This is a genomic window from Alteromonas sp. P256, assembly GCF_036864455.1.
Taxonomy (GTDB): domain Bacteria; phylum Pseudomonadota; class Gammaproteobacteria; order Enterobacterales; family Alteromonadaceae; genus Alteromonas.
Genome location: NZ_JAZETM010000010.1, coordinates 1 through 15,951, shown reverse-complemented (window position 1 = coordinate 15,951; position 15,951 = coordinate 1). Strand labels below are relative to the sequence as shown.

General features: G+C 45.1%; 15 protein-coding genes. 12 read left to right on the top strand and 3 right to left on the bottom strand.

Annotated elements, in window-relative coordinates; genetic code table 11:
• The first annotated feature begins 51 nt into the window (after positions 1–51).
• The 10 genes from rpoE (at position 52) to V7R39_RS14255 (ending at position 9,352) form a co-directional block, all read left to right on the top strand.
• Positions 52–630, top strand: a complete 579-nt coding sequence (gene rpoE, locus V7R39_RS14300) for an RNA polymerase sigma factor RpoE (RefSeq protein ID WP_032096904.1) — start codon at positions 52–54, stop codon at positions 628–630.
• A 99-nt stretch (positions 631–729) separates the two neighbouring features.
• Positions 730–1,311: a sigma-E factor negative regulatory protein gene (locus V7R39_RS14295; protein WP_334031511.1), complete on the top strand. Its 582-nt coding sequence runs from the start codon at positions 730–732 to the stop codon at positions 1,309–1,311.
• Between the two features lie 101 nt (positions 1,312–1,412).
• Positions 1,413–2,543, top strand: a complete 1,131-nt coding sequence (locus V7R39_RS14290; RefSeq protein WP_334031509.1) for a MucB/RseB C-terminal domain-containing protein — start codon at positions 1,413–1,415, stop codon at positions 2,541–2,543.
• The gene (locus tag V7R39_RS14285) at positions 2,536–2,991 is read left to right on the top strand and encodes a SoxR reducing system RseC family protein (RefSeq protein ID WP_334031508.1); all 456 of its coding nucleotides are present in this window, start codon (positions 2,536–2,538) and stop codon (positions 2,989–2,991) included. The genes V7R39_RS14290 and V7R39_RS14285 overlap by 8 nt, the downstream gene beginning before the upstream one ends.
• 190 nt (positions 2,992–3,181) lie before the next feature.
• Positions 3,182–4,978: a translation elongation factor 4 gene (lepA, locus tag V7R39_RS14280; protein ID WP_334031506.1), complete on the top strand. Its 1,797-nt coding sequence runs from the start codon at positions 3,182–3,184 to the stop codon at positions 4,976–4,978.
• Complete coding sequence (gene lepB / locus V7R39_RS14275; RefSeq protein ID WP_334031504.1) at positions 4,978–5,880, top strand: signal peptidase I; 903 nt, start codon at positions 4,978–4,980, stop codon at positions 5,878–5,880. The genes lepA and lepB overlap by 1 nt, the downstream gene beginning before the upstream one ends.
• Positions 5,880–6,566 carry a ribonuclease III gene (gene rnc / locus V7R39_RS14270; RefSeq protein ID WP_334031502.1) on the top strand — a complete coding sequence of 229 codons (687 nt, stop codon included), beginning with the start codon at positions 5,880–5,882 and terminating at the stop codon, positions 6,564–6,566. Before lepB ends, rnc begins: the two co-directional genes overlap by 1 nt.
• Positions 6,553–7,491: a GTPase Era gene (gene era, locus V7R39_RS14265; protein WP_334031501.1), complete on the top strand. Its 939-nt coding sequence runs from the start codon at positions 6,553–6,555 to the stop codon at positions 7,489–7,491. Before rnc ends, era begins: the two co-directional genes overlap by 14 nt.
• Positions 7,492–7,688: 197 nt before the next feature.
• A complete protein-coding gene (pdxH, locus tag V7R39_RS14260; protein ID WP_334031500.1) occupies positions 7,689–8,327 on the top strand; it encodes a pyridoxamine 5'-phosphate oxidase in 639 nt (212 codons plus the stop codon).
• A 77-nt stretch (positions 8,328–8,404) separates the two neighbouring features.
• The gene (locus V7R39_RS14255; RefSeq protein ID WP_334031499.1) at positions 8,405–9,352 is read left to right on the top strand and encodes a TatD family hydrolase; all 948 of its coding nucleotides are present in this window, start codon (positions 8,405–8,407) and stop codon (positions 9,350–9,352) included.
• A gap of 18 nt (positions 9,353–9,370) precedes the next feature.
• Here V7R39_RS14255 and V7R39_RS14250 read toward each other — a convergent pair whose 3' ends face one another.
• Positions 9,371–10,042, bottom strand: a complete 672-nt coding sequence (locus V7R39_RS14250; protein ID WP_334031498.1) for a hypothetical protein — start codon at positions 10,040–10,042, stop codon at positions 9,371–9,373.
• A 174-nt stretch (positions 10,043–10,216) separates the two neighbouring features.
• Between V7R39_RS14250 and serB the strand changes: the two genes are divergently transcribed.
• A complete protein-coding gene (gene serB, locus V7R39_RS14245; RefSeq protein WP_334031663.1) occupies positions 10,217–11,161 on the top strand; it encodes a phosphoserine phosphatase SerB in 945 nt (314 codons plus the stop codon).
• A gap of 37 nt (positions 11,162–11,198) precedes the next feature.
• On the opposite strand, the gene V7R39_RS14240 is transcribed toward serB, so the two are convergent.
• Entirely contained in the window at positions 11,199–13,811 is a 2,613-nt protein-coding gene (locus V7R39_RS14240; RefSeq protein ID WP_334031496.1) for a PilZ domain-containing protein, read from the bottom strand.
• Between the two features lie 184 nt (positions 13,812–13,995).
• Between V7R39_RS14240 and radA the strand changes: the two genes are divergently transcribed.
• Positions 13,996–15,366, top strand: coding sequence for a DNA repair protein RadA (radA, locus tag V7R39_RS14235; protein WP_334031495.1), 1,371 nt, complete (start codon positions 13,996–13,998; stop codon positions 15,364–15,366).
• Positions 15,367–15,391: 25 nt separating this feature from the next.
• Here the strand turns inward: radA and V7R39_RS14230 are convergent, their stop codons facing one another.
• The gene (locus V7R39_RS14230; protein WP_334031494.1) at positions 15,392–15,799 is read right to left on the bottom strand and encodes a PilZ domain-containing protein; all 408 of its coding nucleotides are present in this window, start codon (positions 15,797–15,799) and stop codon (positions 15,392–15,394) included.
• Positions 15,800–15,951 lie beyond the last annotated feature (152 nt).

Genomic DNA, 15,951 nt, shown 5'->3' with positions numbered 1-15,951 from the left:
AACAGGCTTAATAGAGCTATTGTGGATATGAAGTAGGGAGTAATGGCTCGAATGAGCGAGCAAGTAACCGACCAGCAACTGGTGGAAAGAGTACAACGTGGTGATAAAAACGCATTTAACTTGTTGGTAACCCGTTACCAGCACAAAGTTATGCACCTAGTGTCTCGATACGTTAAAAATACAGGTGATGTTGCTGACGTAACACAAGAAGCGTTTATAAAAGCATATAGAGCGCTCCCCAATTTTCGCGGAGACAGTGCCTTTTACACCTGGCTTTATCGCATTGCGGTAAATAGCGCTAAAAACTATCTCGTTTCTCAAGGCCGAAAGCCCCCCGCAAGCGATGTGGATGCTGAAGAAGCCGACTACTATGAAGGTAGTGACGCGCTAAAAGAGCAATCGACTCCCGAACGGAGCTTGCTGTCGGATGAGCTAGAAGAGACGTTATTTAAAGTGGTGGAAAAACTGCCTGATGACCTTCGTATGGCGATAACGCTGCGTGAAATTGAAGGGTTAAGCTACGAAGAAATTGCCAGTGTAATGTCTTGTCCTGTAGGTACCGTGCGATCGCGTATATTCAGGGCCAGAGAAGCCATTGATAAAGTCATTCAGCCGCTGTTGGAAAATTAATTTAAATAAACTTCAAAAAAGATGAACTTTCTCTTTTTTGGGATGACTAACAGCTGTGTTAGGGTAGTTAACGATCAAAAACGATCTGGATATGAATATATGACGCAACAGCAAGAAAAATTGTCCGCATTCATGGATGGTGAAGCAGAAGACGATAAAATCATCGACGCGATCAAGCATGATGCAGAGCTTCAAGCTAAATGGCAGCGATACCATGTCATCCGTGGTACCATGCGCAAAGAAGCAAGCGTAGCGCCAGAAATGGATATTACAGCTAGCATTGCTGCGGCCTTGGCAGATGAACCTGCGATTGTGGCACCCAAAGAGTCTCGCTGGCGCTCAATCCCCATCATTGGGAATGTGGTTCCATTTGCAACTCAATCTGGTCAGTTTGCCGTTGCAGCGTCGGTAGCGTTAGCCGTTATTTTAGGTGTTCAGCACCTTAATCAGCCAGCGCCTACAGAGCCATTCATGACGGCACCCACTGCGGGTCCTCAAGGTGGTTTAGCGCCGGTAAGTCTTGAGCAAACTCGGACGTTGCCACGCAACGACATGAATGAAGTGCTTGAGAAGAAGCGTAAAATTAACGCGCTTATCGCCGACCATGAGCAACAAATAAAATTGAAACAGGTGCAGGCCGAAGAGGAAGAAAAAGCCTCTGACGATACTAACCGCCCATAGGCGATTGTGGCAACGCCACCATTTCAACTAGTATCTATTATTAGTAACTTTGCATACCAGCACTTGCACGTGCTGGTATGTCTGTTTTAAAGGCAAGGAAAATGCGCTGTAACCAATTTGTTCTCCTCATCACAGGGGCTTTATCAATCTTCTCTCCTCTCTGTGTTCATGCGCAATCAAGCGATTCGTCTCTTTCAACTAGCCCTGAGTCAAATAGCCTTGAGTCTAATAGCCTTGAGTCAAATAGCCAAGCAAAAAACGCAACAGAAAGAGAGGCCAACGCAGATACAGTAAAACAAACAGAGTCGGCGGTAGAGAGAGAAACTAACGCACTGCAAACACCGGTACAGTGGTTACAACGCCTTCAATCACTCATCTCTTCTGCCAATTACCAGGTATCGTTTGTTCAAACCACCGTTGGTAAAGAAACGGTGCCATACCTTTGGCGTCACGGCGTACTGGATGACGGTACTGAAGTAGAGCAGTTGAATTTGCAAAATGGGCCAGGCCGCGAGCTTATCCGCGTTGACGGTATCGTGAGTGTATTTGAGCCTGATACACAGCCTTACAGCATTCGCTCTCGTTTTATCAATGGGCCCATTCCCAATATTCTCCTTCATAGTCCACAGAAGCTGCTAAAGAGTTACGAATTTGTATTAGTTGGCCGGGCTAGAGTCGCTGGTCGTTCTGCACAGCAAATTAGAATTGTGAGTAGGGACAACACCCGGTTTGGCTACCAGCTTTGGCTTGATGAAGAGTCGGGCATGCTATTAAAGCTTAATATGCTGGATTTACAGGGCGCCTTACTGGAACAAATACAAATTAGCGCATTTTCTGTGATGGCATCGCCGTCTCCCTATTTTGCCAGAATTAATCCGTCGTCTTTGCCTGAGCCAATTATGATGGCAAGCAGTCAATCTCGCGCTCATGGGTGGGAAGTTAACTACCTTCCTGTGGGTATGAAAGAGGTGAAACGAGATACACGACGACTAGCACTGACCGGTCAGGTGGTAGAGTATAAAATGTACAGTGATGGCTTGGTAGATGTGTCTGTGTACGTTCAACCTATTGAGGATGCACTGGGAGGCGATATCGCTTTGCGCAATGAGGTGAGTACGTTTCTTACGTTAAAAGCAGGTAAAGCACAGGTAACGGTGTTAGGCGAAATTCCACTTCAAACGGCAAAGGCGATTGCCACCTCAATTAGCGCGGTGAATAACAGCGATGATTGAGGAGTCTGCGACGGTGGTGGCGGTTGACGGTGATAGCGTCACGGTAGAGTCAGCAATAAAATCGACCTGTAGCAGTTGTCAGGCACAAAGTGATTGCGGTACGGGCGCTATATCGCGCGCGCTCGCACCGAAAATGCAGCGTCTAACATTGTCTACACCAATGACGGTTTCTGTTGGTCAAAGTGTCACTATTGGTGTGCCTGAGGCCGGCGTGCTAAGTGCCTCGGCATGGCTTTATCTTCTTCCTCTATTTATGTTTATCGGCTGCTTCTCGCTAGCCTCCTACCTTCTGCCTACGATTGGTCTAACTCATGAATTATGGGGAATACTCCCAAGCACTATTGCAACGGTGTTAGTGTATCGATATACGGCTAAGAAGTTACAGCGGGTAGAGTCTGCAAAGTATCGACCTGTCCTACTTAAAGCAGAACCTCTAGAACGTGAGTGAAAAGCTTATTTAAGGCTGAATTTTACTGTCTCGTCTCATGGCTTGTGCTGTTTAGCAAAATATACTCGCTGCTAATTCGCTTTTCCGCCCATAAATGGGTAAAATCCGCACGCGTCGCGTTTACGTCTTAACGTATAGCGCGCAGTATTTTTTCGTTTAATGAATTTTTCTGCAGGTAAATTCCAGCATTATGCAACAATCGCACATTCGTAACTTCAGTATTATCGCCCATATCGACCACGGTAAATCGACATTGTCAGACCGTCTTATTCAACATTGTGGCGGGCTTTCAACTCGCGAAATGGCTGAGCAAGTTCTAGATTCCATGGATTTAGAAAAAGAGCGTGGAATTACAATAAAAGCGCAGAGCGTAACGCTAGAGTACAGCGCCCAAAACGGTGAAACGTATCAGCTTAATTTCATCGATACACCAGGTCACGTTGACTTTACCTATGAAGTATCTCGCTCACTGGCTGCCTGTGAAGGTGCGCTACTGGTGGTTGATGCGGGGCAGGGCGTAGAAGCACAGACCCTAGCAAACTGCTACACCGCCATTGAGATGGATATGGAAGTGGTGCCTATCCTTAACAAAATAGACTTACCTCAAGCGGATCCAGACCGTGTGGCAGAAGAGATTGAAGACATTGTCGGTATTGATGCACTAGAAGCGGTACGTTGTTCAGCGAAAACCGGCATTGGTATTGAAGACGTACTCGAAGTTATCGTCAATAAAATCCCACCTCCAGGTGGGGACAGAGAAGCGCCACTAAAAGCACTTATCATCGATTCATGGTTTGATAATTACCAAGGCGTTGTCTCATTGGTACGTATTGTTGAAGGGCAACTCAACAAGAAAGACAAAATTCAAATTATGTCTAACGGCCAAAGCCATCAAGTGGATAAAATTGGTGTGTTTACACCTAAAGCGCTCGATACCGGTATTCTTCGCGCTGGTGAAGTGGGTTTCATTATTGCCGGCATTAAAGATATTCAGGGCGCGCCAGTGGGCGATACTATTACACTTGCAAAAGCACCTGCCACCGACATGCTGCCCGGATTTAAAAAGATAAAGCCGCAGGTTTACGCGGGTATCTTCCCCATTAGTTCAGACGATTATGAAGACTTCCGCGATGCGCTAGCAAAGCTAAGCCTAAACGACGCGTCCTTATTTTACGAGCCAGAGAGCTCTGCAGCGCTAGGCTTTGGTTTTAGAATCGGCTTTCTCGGCATGCTTCACATGGAAATTATCCAAGAGCGTCTTGAGCGAGAGTATGACCTTGGCCTGATCACCACAGCGCCAACGGTAATTTACCAAGTTGAGACCACCAAAGGCGCAATACTCACCGTTGATAGTCCGGCGAAATTACCACCAGTTAATGACATTGCTGAAATTCGCGAGCCCCTTGTTGAGGCCAATATTTTGGTGCCTCAAGAATACCTTGGTAACGTTATTACTTTGTGTGTTGAAAAGCGCGGTATGCAAACCAACATGACTTATCACGGCAAGCAGGTTGCTGTAACATACGAACTGCCCATGGCAGAGGTAGTGCTTGATTTCTTCGACCGCTTGAAGTCGACAAGTCGAGGTTTCGCGTCACTCGATTACAACTTTAAACGCTTCCAAACTTCAGACATGGTGAGAGTGGATATTCTGATTAACGCTGAACGCGTTGATGCGCTAGCAGTAATCACCCACAGAGATAACTCGCAAGGTCGCGGTAGAGAACTCGTTGAGAAGTTGCGCGAGCTTATCCCGCGTCAAATGTTTGATATTGCTATTCAAGCGGCTATTGGTAACCATATTGTCGCTCGTAGTACGGTGAAACAGCTGCGCAAAAACGTTATTGCAAAATGTTATGGCGGCGACGTTAGCCGTAAGAAAAAGCTACTTCAAAAGCAAAAAGAAGGTAAAAAGCGCATGAAGCAGATTGGTAACGTTGAGCTGCCGCAAGATGCCTTCCTTGCTGTATTGAAGGTAGGTAAATAATGGCAAATTACTTTTCCCTTATCTTGGTTGCATTGACGCTGATTACAGGGCTTATATGGTTAGTTGACAGTGTGGTGTTTGCACCAAAGCGCAAAGCACGTTTACAGGCGTCAGCAGTTGCCGAGAATGCTAGCTACGGCGAAGATCCACAATTACCGTATCTTGTGGATACATCACAGCAAATATTTCCGGTTATTGCCTTCGTATTAGTGTTGCGCTCATTTTTATATGAGCCATTTCAAATACCGTCTGGCTCTATGATGCCAACGCTGCTCGTTGGCGACTTTATATTGGTTGAAAAGTTTGCGTATGGTGTCAAAGACCCTGTATTTCGCAGTAAGCTGATTGAGACCGGAGCGCCAGAGCGTGGCGATGTGGTGGTGTTTAAGTATCCAGAGGATACCGGCATCGATTACATCAAGCGCGTGATAGGCATGCCAGGCGATACTGTGGTTTATCAAAATAAGCAGGTGTACATAAAGCCTAAATGTGTCGAGAGTAAAAACTGTCCAGCACTTGAGGCCGTGCCTTTGTCTTTCCAAGAGCGTGGTGAATTTGTTCAGGATATGGCGCAGCTAATGCGTTATACCGAATCGCTTGGCGACATAGAGCACGATATTTTACGCCATCCGCTGCGCGATATTTCTCCAGTGAATTTTTATACGCAACCCGGAACGCGCCGCAATGAATGGATTGTGCCTGAAAACAATTATTTTGTGTTAGGTGATAACCGCGATAACAGCCGTGATAGCCGTTTTTGGGGTTTCGTACCCGATGAGAACTTAGTCGGCAAAGCGGTAGCAATTTGGATTTCGTTTGAATTTGAGCGCAAGCCACAAGATATGTTGCCAACTTGGATCCCAACAGGCGTTCGATTTGAGCGTACAGGTGGCATTCGTTAATGCAGGGAATAGATAAATATCGTGGTCTTTACAAGGCGATAGACTATACATTCAACAATATCGCTTTGCTCGATCAAGCTTTTACACACAGAAGTGCGGCAAAACAGCACAATGAACGCCTAGAATTCTTAGGTGATGCCATATTGGGAATGATTATTGGCGAGACGTTATACAAGCGCTTTCCAGACGTGCCTGAAGGCAAGTTAACCCGTATGCGCTCAACGCTGGTGAAAGGCGATACGTTAGCCGAGCTAGCTCGTGAGGCCAGTATGGGTGAATTACTTCACTTAGGTCCCGGCGAGCTCAAAAGTGGCGGCCATCGTCGCAGCTCTATTCTAGCCGATGCGGTAGAAGCGTTGCTTGGTGCAATTTATCTCGACTCCGGTATGGACGAGGTGCGCCACGTTATAGACAGACTGTGGGAAACGCGCATAAATAAGTTAGACCCCCACGCTCACCCTAAAGACAATAAAACACGTCTACAGGAGTTTTTGCAGGGACGAAAATTACCTCTGCCTACTTATGAGGTGCTGTCGATTTCTGGGAAAGATCACGCGCAGGTCTTTCAAGTTAGCTGCACGGTGGAAAGTTTACCTGAGCCTGTTAAAGCGTCAGGAAACAGCCGTCGCAAAGCTGAACAAGAAGCAGCTCGTCTAACGCTGGAGAAGCTCGATGACCAACAATGACAATGAAATACATTATTCACAACCGCAGACACGCTGTGGTTTGGTGGCTATCGTTGGCCGCCCTAATGTAGGTAAATCTACCTTGCTCAACCGTTTGTTGGGGCAAAAAGTCAGCATTACCTCTAGAAAGCCGCAAACAACGCGACATCGCATACTAGGCATTGACACCGACGGTGAATATCAGGCTATATATGTTGATACGCCAGGGCTTCATCAAGATGAAAAGCGTGCCATTAACCGGTATATGAATCGGGCGGCCTCTAGCTCGTTAGCAGAAGTTGGCTTGATTCTTTTTGTGATTGAGGGTGATCGCTGGAACGCAGACGACGAAATGGTGCTGACAAAGGTAAAGCAATCAAAACTACCTTGTTACCTTATCGTCAATAAAATGGATAAAGTAGAGAATAGAGAAGGTTTTGTTACCCACCTTAGACAGCTTGGCGAGAAGCATACCTTCGAACATATCATCCCAATTAGCGCTAAGCAGGGCAAAATGGTGGATGATATTCGCGAGTTAGTTGCTAAGTCTCTTCCGCCGAGCGACTTCTTTTTCCCTGAAGATTATATTACTGATCGCTCTAGCCGTTTTATGGCCGCAGAGATTATTCGCGAAAAGCTTATGCGCTTTACTGGTGACGAGCTTCCATACTCGACCACGGTAGAAATTGAGCAGTTTAAAATGGCCGAAAATGGCGTGTACCGAATAAGTGGGCTTATTTTGGTAGAACGCGAAACGCAAAAGCGCATGATCATCGGCAAAGGCGGTAAGCACCTTAAAACAATAGGCGAGCATGCCCGTAAAGACATGGAAAGCCTGTTCGACAACAAAGTGTTCTTAGAGCTTTGGGTTAAGGTGAAACAGGGTTGGGCTGACGATGAGCGAGCGTTGCGCTCGCTTGGATACGGCGATGACAGCAACTTTTAATACTCATTTACATGTCGTTGCAATTAGTGTGATCCCTTCCTGATCGTTATTCGTTTTTAACGTCTTATTAGTATTTGTTTATGCGCAATGGACTACCATCAAAGTATGGCTGTTTATCAAGGGCTGTTCTTAATAAAGTGTCGCTCTTAGTAAAAAGTCGCTTTTAATGATGTAGAAACATTGCGCAGGAGAAATTAATGGCTATTTCAGATATGCGCAGACAGTACTCAAAGGGAACCTTGAGCGAGTCAGACGTTACCGACACACCTTTTCAACTATTCGATAAGTGGCTGCAAGATGCCATTGATGCGAATATTCCAGATCCCACCGCTATGACAGTGGCAACAGTGGATGAAAGCGGTCAGCCCTCACAGCGTATAGTGCTCTTAAAAGATGTAAATAAAGATGGCTTTGTTTTCTTTACAAACTTAGGAAGTAGAAAAGCCAAAGAGCTTGCGTTAAACCCAAAAGTCTCTTGTCATTTTCCCTGGTTTTTTATGGAGCGGCAGGTGCGTGTTTGTGGCACGGTAGAAAAGCTATCCACCAGTGAAAATGCCTCTTATTTTTTCTCCCGTCCCAAAGACAGCCAGCTAGCGGCTTATGCTTCAAAGCAAAGTAAGCCAATTGGCAGTAAAGCACTCTTGCTTACGCAATTTAAGCAGTTAAAAGACAAGTTTGCGAACAAAGAACTTCCTGTGCCTGATTTTTGGGGGGGCTTTAGAATTGTTCCTCATCAAATCGAGTTCTGGCAAGGCGGTGAAGATAGGCTTCACGATCGTATAGAATACAACATTGATAAAGCTGGTTGCTGGAGCACTCAGCGACTAATGCCTTAGTATTTGTCCACTTATCAACAGCACTTTAAAAGCATATTTGCTGTTATACGAAGAAGTGAGTATCGGAGAGGGGTTACATGATAGACAGTCACTGTCATCTTAACTTGGCCCCCTTGGAAAGCAACCTTACTGAAGTGCTGCGCAAAGCTAAGCAAAATGGCGTTAAGCGAATAATGGTGCCAGGCATCACGCCAGCGTCTTGGAAAGTGCTTAGTAGTTATAACAGCCAGCCCTTCTGCGATATTCTTCCCATTGATACCGCCATTGGTTTGCACCCTTACTTCCTGCCTAAACAGCGCGATGAAATCCCTCCTTTACTCAAGCAGTTTGAAGAAGCCGTTGCTGGTGCGGTGGTAAATACTAAGGAAAGTCTGTCTGTGGGTGAGGGGGCTTTACCAAACGCTCAAGGCTGTTCATCCAACGCTAAAGGCTGTTCATCCAACGCTCAGGGCTGTGCTCCTGTAGCTCAAGGCTGTTCATCCAACGCTAAAGGCTTTTTCTCTGCCATTGGAGAAACAGGGTTAGACGGTCATATTCCTGTTGATATGAATGTTCAAAAACAGGTGTTACATGCTCATTTAAATATAGCGGATTCTTTTGGGCTTCCCGTTATTTTACACCACCGAAAGTCTCATCACTTGCTGCTAGAAGCCTTGAAGGCGTCTTCGTTTAAGGGAAGGGGTGTTGTCCACGCATTTTCAGGCAGTATAGATGTTGCTAAGCGCTACATAGACAGAGGATTTTGTTTAGGCATTGGTGGCACAATTACTTACGAACGAGCTAAGAAAACGAGAGATACGGTGACGTATCTACTTCGGCATCATCCAGAGCATATTTTACTTGAAACCGATGCGCCCGATATGCCAATGTCAGGCAGGCAAGGTCAGCCCAATATGCCTCACTACCTAACAGATGTGGTTGCAGCCCTCTCAGGCCTGTCTGGTATAGAGCCTGATGAGATTAAGACAATCACATCTGCAAACTATGCACGCCTTTTTAAGCCATCGCTTTTTCAAACTATCTGATGCAAATAGAGATGAATATTAATCATTACCCAACTGGGCGAATTTGTTGATTACCCAAGGCCTAAACTTGTAGAAGCCTCGGGTTACATAAATGCCTATCACCAATGCTAAAAATAAAACAATAACCCCAATGAGCAGCAGCTGTGCTCGCAGGGCTAGTGGGTCTTCTAATATCACTTTTGTATTCATGTGAATATGAACGTAACCAATTACGTCGTCGCTATTATTTACAATAGGCTCAACAAACGTAAGAGGCCGCACGTCCTGAGACTGGCTAAGAGCAACGACACTTTCGGTTTTTGGCAAAGGCGCAATGTACTGTCCTTTTTCATCAAATATAGCAATGCCAAGAATATGTGGCTCTTGGGTTAACACAGTGGCTGTACTTTTAAGTGCCAGCGCTCTTGTAGCATCGTTAATAGAATTAGCGTCGGAATTCGCATTACCAGTCGTATCTATAATGGGGGAAACAAGCTTTGCATATTGGCGTGCAGCGCTACTGCCGGCATACTCGGTTTGGGCAAGTAGCCACTCTTCTTGATAACGTTGAAGCATAAGTAGCAGGGCAATAAACAAGCCAACTACCAGGCTTGCCAGTACTGTATGCACCAGTCGTTTAACGACGGTATAAAGCGAGTGAGAATGACTTGCTGACGAGGTCAATAAGTTGGTTTCAGCCTTTGCCAACATGGAATTCCGTAAACGGGTGAATATGAGTGTAACAGTAGGATAAATCTTACTAATTTGAAAGCGGATATTTTATTACTCTGCTCAATTCGGTAGCATGTAGCCATCTCCACTTTTAAGGATTTACCAGTGCTCGACACGTTTAAACAGTTGTTAGGTGATAACGCAGCAGACGATATGCATTGCGCTTCAACGCTAGCGGGTGTCATTGCCATGCAGCAAAGTGATGCGTCTTTTCACGCCTCAATGACTATTATAGGACAGGCACTTACACCCTACATAGTCGGCAATATTTTAACTGACACCCGGTCGCACTTCGATACAGTAAGTCTAACTTTCCATCATTTACATCAACAATTTGGTGATGATGTGGTGGTAGTAAAAGGAAATGTGCTCGACGAAGACACGTCAATCTTAAAATCCCTACTTGGTGCCTTATCTGAAACGTTTAACGTTGATATCGGGGTACAGCAGTCTCAGCCTTCTCTTTCTGAAGGTGGTTTGTTAGTCATGGATATGGACAGCACCGTAATTGGCATTGAGTGTATTGATGAAATTGCCAAGTTGGCAGATGTTGGTCAGGAGGTTGCCGAAGTCACAGAAAAGGCAATGCGTGGAGAAATAGCATTTAACGAAAGTTTACATCACCGTGTTGCGTGTCTTAAGGGTGTGCCCGTTGAGCGCTTGCGTCAGATCAGAGACTGTCTGCCTATTATGCCTGGCATTCAAGGGTTACTTAGTGAGTTGAAAAAGCACAATTGGAAGCTAGCCATTGCATCGGGCGGTTTTACTTATTTTGCTGATCACCTAAAACGTAGATTAGAGCTTGATTACGCCACGTCTAATACCTTAGTTATTGAAAATGGACTATTGACCGGGAAAGTTGAAGGCGAAGTGGTTAACGCTGATGTGAAAGCCGAGACAGTGAAAAAGCTGGCGTCAAAGTGGAGTATTTCAGAGTCCCAAACTGTGGCCATGGGCGATGGAGCTAACGACCTTGTGATGATGGCGACATCGGCGCTTGGTGTAGCGTGTCACGGTAAGCCTGTGGTGAACGAGAAGGCTGATGTTGCCATACGTATAGGCAGCCTTCACAGCTTGCTTTACTTTTTAGATAAATAGCCAATAGCGAATAGTAAAGAGGGAGCGACTCCCTCTTTTAGGCGTTTTGTGGGTTTTGAGCTTCTGGTTTCTGGGGTGATGAGCTGTTTTCACTGCCAGCGCCTTCTAGATTAACCCCGCTGCCAGCTAAAGTGCGTTTCGGATTGTTTATTTGAGTCATCCCATCCAGCGTTCGGTTCTGCGCAATTTCAGCTGGGGTAAAACCATATCGTACTAACACTTCATCGGTTACGTCCACAAGGTGGGCACAAGCTGCAATACTCCACATCTTTTTCTCAAGCTCTCTTGCCCTGTGCATTGCATACATAGTGACGTAATTTATTTCTGTCTGCAGCATTGATAGGTCGGGTTTGCCTGTGGTGGTAAGCATCACGTGTATGGCAATAAATTGTCCTCGATTCATTGCCTCTTTAATGAAATTCTGCCGCTGTGTGTTGTTTTCAAATTTGTGAGAGTAGCGAGGAATAATGGCTATGCGTGAGTCTTTTTGACTATTGTCAAAAGAGACAAAGAGTTCTTGTCGCAACGGCATATTTTCTAGTTTTACGGTTTTTACGCCGTTTTGCACGAAAGGAGAGTCTTGCTTTCGATCTCGGAATAAAAATTCCAGATTTACTTTGCCTCGCTCTGCGTACTGCGTAGTAAGAAGGGTAATCCGCTCATCTTGTTTTCCAATGATGCCCGCTTGCGGCGTATACCTAACGCCTTCTTTGCTCATAAGAAAAGAAAGAGAGGTCGCATTTCTAGCATTAATACAGCGAAGAGCTTGTCCCATACCCGGGATATCTTCTTCGTCAGACTCCGCATGCAGGTTTGCTTTGTTTTTCTTTATAAGCTCTTCAAAAAAGCTTCGTGCCGTTTTACCTTCATCACCCGGTGCTGCTTTTAAGTGCAGAATGTTCTTATCGACATTGTGATAAATGATTTCGTACTGTAACTGCATGACGTCAAACGAAGTGGTAATGGCTTGAAGGCGAGGGAATGCGACTTCAACCCGCCCCTCTAAACTACCGGCGTACTCTTTTGTTAACTCTACTCGAAGGCCTAAACCATGAACTGAGATATCTTCGCTGACACCTTTATGAACGGTGTCATCACCATTGAAACGCGCCTCTATATGAGTTCGTAATCGATAGCGACTCTCAATTCTTAACTCTTCATTTTTGAATCGCACAACTTGAATGTCAGCGGGAGGACGGTTTCGGGGGTGACCAAAGTTACGCAAGTGCGAAAGATTGTCTCGATTAAATGTAAAATCGTTGTAAGTTTCTTGCCCTGTTATCGATGTAACATCGGTAATATGGGCAAGGTAGCGCAAATTTTTAAGCTTCGACATAAGCCTGGCAGAAAGCGGGGTATTGAGCTTTTTTACTTTACTCCCAACAGAATCTGGGATGGAAAGGGGGATATGCGCCTGTTCCGGTACCATTGTGGTAAGCGCTATCTTATACACTCTCCAGCTCGCTTTTTTAGAGCCGAACCCCAAGAACACTTGTTTAAGCAGGTCTTTTTGCATTAACTCTTCAAAAGAGGCCGAATAAAAATACACTTTACTGTTTTGTAGATGGGTAAAGCTGTATACAAAGCATTCTCTTACTTCTTCAGACTTCTGCAATAGGCGTTTGAGTCGCTCTTGAGTCAGCAGAAAATTTAATCGGCAATTGTCTTCTTCATCCTGCCAGTATTGCAACGTTTCCCGGTTTACCTCGTTCATCATTGCAAAACGAGGCACCAAGGTTTGATTCACAGCGTCGATATAAATCGGTAATGTTGGGCTGCGCGGTGAGAAATACTGTTCAGAGGTTTTACTGGTTATCGCTTCTATAGTGTTATTCATATTCACTTTATAGCGACGCTTGTTGCCGTGAATAAAACTTTCTAAAAATTGATCAAAGCTTTTGTTGGGATGATCTGAATCACGTTGCAATGCGAGGTAGTTCACGTCGTTTTTGGTTGAGATTTTAACCAGCTTGTAAGCTATACCGTTTTTCTTATCCATTGTGAACTCACTTTCGAGTCCTCTGAAGTAGATAAAAAGTAGTTCACCTTTCTCGAAAATGGTGTCTTTCGATAATTTGACCTGCAGACCCTCAAGAGAAATGTCCACGCTGAGGCCGCGCATCGATTCGTTATATTTATTAAATATCTCCACCGCCACCGCAAAGTTCATTCGTTCGGTGTTGCGCTGTCGGTAGTCGAGCAGGTTAACGGTGGGTACTTTAAATTGCTCTAATACTGCAGAGCGTTTTTTTAACTCTGGACGTACTTTTTCTACCCGCTCTTGTGCAACCTCACGTTCCTGCATTAAGCGAAAGTTATTTTCTGTGCTTTGCACAGCCTCATAAACACCATACGTGTAGCGGCCAAATATTCGCAGCTGCTCTTCAAACTTGTCGACAGCAATATCGTCCATGTAGTGATTTCTACCTTCATGGGGATATTTTTTACATTTACCGTCCACGTGTCCGCGCAGGTCAATCGTGCGCATGCAGGGTTTTGCAAGACGCTTTACTTCCATTTTGATCAGGAAGCGCTTTTCCTTTGGGATATCAGAGGCAACTTGCAGTAAAACTTGATTGAACTCAGGCTCGTTCACCATCGGCTTTAACTGTTCGATTATGTCAGCGTACTGTGCTAAGTCTTGACTCATCTATGCGCAACTTTGTTGTTTACATTTTTCATTTTAGTTTTTATCGGCCGTGGTAGAAAAGACCTTAACCTTTGAATTTCCCGGGTAAGTCCATTTTTCATCTTTAAATTCAAGAAGCCTTGTACTTATTCCAAAGCCGTTTAATGATAGAATACTCTTTTTAAGTTGTGGATAAAACTGGAAAATGGCAAAACGTAAAACTGCTTATGTGTGTTCAGACTGCGGTGCGGAGTTTCCTCGTTGGCAGGGACAATGCACAGAGTGTAAACAATGGAATACCATCAGCGAGTTTGTAGTAGCTAGCGCCAAAGAAAATACGCGTCAAGTAAACGCTGGGTACGCGGGGCAAACTGCGGCAAAGATTGAAAAATTAAACGCCATTGACCTAGAAGCGCTACCTCGTTTTTCTTCAGGTTTTAAAGAGCTGGACCGCGTACTTGGCGGCGGCATTGTTCCAGGAGCAGCAATGCTAATTGGTGGCTCACCCGGAGCAGGAAAAAGCACGCTTTTACTTCAGGTAATGTGCCAAATGGCGAAGACTGAGAAGGCACTGTATGTGACCGGTGAGGAATCGCTACAGCAAGTTGCTATGCGCGCTAAGCGTTTGTCCCTACCTGATGACAACTTGATGATGCTAGCCGAAACCAACGTCGAGACAATTTGTGAACTAGCACTGACTGAAAAACCAAAAATAATGGTTATCGATTCGATTCAAGTTATGCACGTTGCTGACGTTCAATCAGCACCGGGTAGTGTGTCTCAAGTGCGAGAGGGTGCAGCCTATCTAACTCGCTTTGCCAAACAAAATCATATCGCCATGTTTATCGTTGGCCACGTGACCAAAGATGGCAACCTTGCAGGACCCAAAGTGCTTGAGCACTGCATTGATAGTTCGATGATGTTGGAAGGGGAAAGCGATGGGCGTTATCGCACCTTGCGCAGCCATAAAAACCGATTTGGTGCGGTCAATGAGCTGGGTGTTTTTGCGATGACTGAAAAAGGTTTGAAAGAGGTAAAAAACCCGTCTGCCATATTTTTAAGTCGTGACGAGAATGAAACCCCAGGCTCCAGCGTTATGGTTATCTGGGAAGGCACCCGTCCATTACTTGTAGAAATTCAAGCGCTGGTAGACTATTCACAAATGTCTAATCCAAGGCGGATTGCGGTGGGCCTTGATCAAAACAGGCTGTCGATGTTACTTGCCGTACTTCATCGCCACGGCAACGTTCAAATGAACGATCAAGATGTGTTTGTGAATGTAGTGGGTGGGGTAAGAGTAACAGAGACTGGCGCCGACTTGGCTTTGCTATTGGCAATGATTTCAAGCTTTAGAAATCGCTCGCTGCCTAACGATCTTATTGTTTTTGGCGAAGTGGGTCTAGCGGGTGAAATTAGGCCTGTTCCCAATGGCACCGAACGCATCATTGAAGCCGCGAAGCACGGATTTAAACGTGCAATAGTGCCAAAAGCTAATATGCCGAAACAAGCCATGCAGGGCATGAAGGTAATACCGGTAGCCCGCCTGTCTGAAGCACTAGATGCATTGGAACAGTAAGATAATATATATCGAACAGTAGATGTTAATTAGCGTGTTCATAAACAGCATTGACTAACGCATTGAGATCTTTTTCATCAATGTTGTCATCTGGGCTATTTAAACTAATTAAGCGTCGTAGGGCACTGACGCAGCTTATATCCATTTGTGACACCTTACATCCTAAAGACACCTTCGACTTGCGGCTATCTGAATGCCGATAAAGTTGCTCTATATACAGTGTGATGAGAGGGCTATCTTCGTTGGATCTAAAATTAGCCACGTATGGGTCATGACTATCGAAAGGCAATTTAGCCAGTTCAGTTTCACTAGCGAGGAGTTTAATTCCTTGTAGGGATACATCATGAACAATGACATCTATTTCGCTATCGTTGTGGGCAAGTTTTCCCGGAACATTTAATGCAACCCTTTGAAATTGGCGCTTATCTGTCATGCTCTCTTATCTCTTTAAATCCTATTACCTCAGTATTAGCGAATAACGGCGTGTTATCAACGTAAAGACATAATAATTTGCGAGATGCTGTTCATTTTATAAATTTGTAAGTGTGCCGTTACAAAAAAAGGCCCTCTGTTTGAAGAGGGCCT